Below are 3,372 nucleotides of genomic sequence, written 5' to 3'. Positions count from 1 at the left end.
TGGAACTTTAAATTGACTTTGAAAATCACGAATATATTGAAACGGATCTGCACAATCTTGCTGAGTCACCGTACCATCTGCCTGCTGAATGGTTAACACACCCGCATTGCATGAAAAAACGGTAGACTCACCTAGCCCAATCATGGAATAGCGTGCCCAGTTCTCGCCACCCTCTACCGATTCAAATAGATAGGCTTGTTTCTGCTCCTTAAAACGTGCAAAAACAGATAACGGGGTTTCAGTATCAGCCAAGCGTTGACGATAAACTGGAATGGTGTTGTAGCCTGCTGCTTTTAATTGTTCAAACTGGATTGATGTTGTCATGAGTTATCTCTTATGGTTTCGATTTATCTGCGTTTCCCTGTTTTAATGCTGCTTTAATCCCGCCATCGAAAAACCATCATCATCCTCATACCTCTTTCCCTATCTGATTTTTTTAAACTAACTCTGCCAGACGATCAACCACTTGCTGTGGCTGGCAGTCATAAATGCTTTCCCCATGATTATAGCCATAGCTGACTACAATACAATCAATACCTGCACGTCTTGCAGCTTCTACATCATTGCTTGAATCCCCAATCATCAGGGTTTCAGCTGTAGAGATTCCTTCTTGTTGCACACAATGCAAAAGCGGTAACGGATGCGGTTTACGCTCAGCCAGACTATCCCCACCAACCACCATTTTAAAATAAGGTGCAAGCGCTAAAACATCCAGAATCCCTCGCGCCAGATGTTCAGGCTTATTGGTAACACAGGCCATTGCAATATTATTGGCCTGACAATAATCTAGAAATGGCAGAACACCCTCATAGACTTGTGTATCAACACATAGCTCTTGCGCATACACCTGCATAAAGGTTTTTAACAGCTGCTCTTGCTGTTGAGCATCGACCTGCCCAAACAAATGTGTCAGGACAGCTTCACATAATTTTGCCGCACCCTTACCCACCCAGACTCTAACCTGAGCTTCAGTCACCAGAGGTAGACCCAGTTTTGTCAGACTCAGATTCATGGCACGATATAAGTCAGCAGCCGAATCCACCAGCGTTCCATCCAGATCAAATAACACCAGATGACGACTTTGCAACTGTGCAATAGACATGATATTTCACCCTAAAAATAAAAAAGGCATACCAACGTGGGCATGCCTTGATTGTAGAAGCTTCGCCCGATTATTTAAAGAACAGCCAGGCAATCACAGCTAAAATGATCAATACAATAATTGAAATGAGGCCAACTGAAGCATTCTTCTGTTGCTCTTTCTCTTCAGCCACACGTGAAACAGGTTCTTCAAGTGCAACAGGTTGTGGTTCAGGCACAGCCTGTACCTGCACACCTTCAGGAATTGGTGCTGGTTTTGGAATCGCGACCTGTTGTGGCATCCCATCACGTGTGATTGGTGTTTCGACCGCACGTTCCGCAATACTCGGCATACCTTGGTCATGCGTATTTGCAGTCACAGGCTCTGCTTCAATTTCAGGTAATTCCGTTTCCGCTGCTGGAGCAAGCACCGAGAACACAAAGCTGGCAAATTGCAGAATATCGCCATCATGCAATTCAGTTTCCTGCTCAATGCGTGCATCATTAATAAATGTGCCATTGGACGAGTTTAAATCTTGCACCCAAAGCTGTTGATCTTTGAGCAACAACGCGGCATGACGACGTGAAATATCGGCTGATTGCAACAAAATATCGGCATCTTGATGTCGGCCAACCAACATATCACGCTCAATATTCAGCTCCTGCCCCGTAAATTCACCTGTAATGGCTTGTAATTTCCAAGTCATAGATGCATATCCTTTATAGTTTCCCGCAATCGTAACATTGTGACATAAGCGTTTCTGTGCAGCTACTGTGAAGATGCAGGACGAATCGTAGTTGTCGTTACCGTATTTTTACTACGTTCGGTTTCTTTCACAGGGAGCTGCACGGTTTTCTGCTGCACTTGCGGTTGTTCCACCGCAACAGGTGTCGTCACCACAACTGTTTTTTGAGCTTGTGTCGCAGTCGGCACTTTTTGATAAGGTGAATTTGCCGCAGGCTGCTGGCTATAAATATCCGCAACATTTTCAGGTAATTTGGCAAAATTACCATTCTTGTCCATTGCTAACTGCAAGCTATAAAGCTGATTGTAGCGTTGTTGTGAGATACGTCGAACATCATCAGAATCCCCAACAATAGTCGGATGGATAAAGACAAGCAGATTACGCTTTTCATTACTGCGATTATCCGAACGGAACAGTCGGCCCAAGTACGGAATATCACTCAATATAGGTAAGCCTTGACGTCCTAGAGTCGTATTGTCTGAGACCAAGCCCCCCAACACAACGGTTTGTCCATGATCTGCCAATACCGAAGTTTTAATTGCACGCTTACTGGTGACCAAATCGGCCGCCTGACCTTTGCTGTTTTGGACGTTAGAGACTTCTTGCTCAACTTCCAAACGGACAGAACCACCCTCACCGATATGCGGAATGACTTTTAAGGTCACCCCGACATCTTTACGCTCAACCGTCGTATAAGGATTAACACCTGTACTATTTGTGGTGACCGAACCTGTTACAAAAGGAACGTTCTGACCAACCACGATATAGGCTTCCTCATTATCCATGGTCACGATAGAAGGGGTTGAAAGAAGGTTAGACTTGGTATTTTCTTTTAATGCCTGAATCAATGCGCCGTATAACTGACGAGAGCCATTGCTGCCCTCTTTATACTTCCCGATACCAATCGATGCACCATCACCTAAAGCACCTGCCGCACCCGCTGCACCACCGGTTAAATAACCCGCCGCGATTTTTGATAGTCCAGAACCCAAATTGGAAAAGTTAATTAATCCTACGCCACTATTCAAGTCACCCAGTGCCCATTGCACGCCCAACTGATCAGCATCAGTTCCAACCACTTCAATAATCGCTGCTTCAATCATGACTTGCTGACGGCGCGTATCCAGTTGCTGAACCGCAGCATCAATTTCACGCATCAATTGTGGTTCAGCCTTCACCACCAAAGCATTTTGCGCAGGGTCCGCAATAATACTAACGCCACCCTGATTAAAACTGGTAATGCCAGCATTTTGACTATTGCTAGAATTACTATTTAAATTAATCGAAGGCGTCGAAACAGAAGATGATCCCGATGATGAGCCTGAATTCTGATTATTTGAAATCAGGTTATTGATCGAATTTGAACTACTGTTGCTATTTGATGACGACGAAGATGAAGAAGAAACCGATTGCCCTGTGACCAGACCTTGTAAAATTTCAGCCAGATTTTTAGCACTTGCATATTTCAGGCGGAAAACTTTTAAACCACCCAAGCGAGCTGCTGAAGGCACATCCAGCATTTCAATCATTTGACGTAAACGCTTAC

The 3,372-nt window shown here is 44.5% G+C and carries 3 protein-coding genes and 1 pseudogene; all 4 read right to left on the bottom strand.

All coding sequences use genetic code 11. The features are described 5' to 3' along the window. Nucleotides 1–324, bottom strand: a pseudogene (locus AWW72_RS18680) (anthranilate synthase component I); the annotation flags it as partial. 112 nt (nt 325–436) lie between these two features. Continuing rightward, entirely contained in the window at nt 437–1,102 is a 666-nt protein-coding gene (locus AWW72_RS18675) for a phosphoglycolate phosphatase (protein ID WP_062848320.1), read from the bottom strand. Nucleotides 1,103–1,172: 70 nt separating this feature from the next. After that, nucleotides 1,173–1,787, bottom strand: coding sequence for an FHA domain-containing protein (locus AWW72_RS18670; RefSeq protein ID WP_047431885.1), 615 nt, complete (start codon nt 1,785–1,787; stop codon nt 1,173–1,175). 62 nt (nt 1,788–1,849) lie between these two features. Beyond that, a partial coding sequence (gene gspD, locus AWW72_RS18665; protein WP_062848319.1) for a type II secretion system secretin GspD occupies nt 1,850–3,372 on the bottom strand: 1,523 nt, incomplete at its 5' end.

Origin of the sequence: Acinetobacter sp. NRRL B-65365 (genome assembly GCF_001605865.1) — a bacterium.
In the GTDB taxonomy this organism is placed as follows: Bacteria; Pseudomonadota; Gammaproteobacteria; order Pseudomonadales; family Moraxellaceae; genus Acinetobacter; species Acinetobacter vivianii.
Note: the sequence above shows the minus strand (reverse complement) of the source record. Positions and strands in the feature narration are given on the sequence as shown.

Bases quoted from the DNA above. Each gene is read 5' to 3' on its own strand.
- AWW72_RS18675 (WP_062848320.1), bottom strand. From the start codon at position 1,102: ATGTCTATTGCACAGTTGCAAAGTCGTCATCTGGTGTTATTTGATCTG.
- AWW72_RS18670 (WP_047431885.1), bottom strand. From the start codon at position 1,787: ATGACTTGGAAATTACAAGCCATTACAGGTGAATTTACGGGGCAGGAG.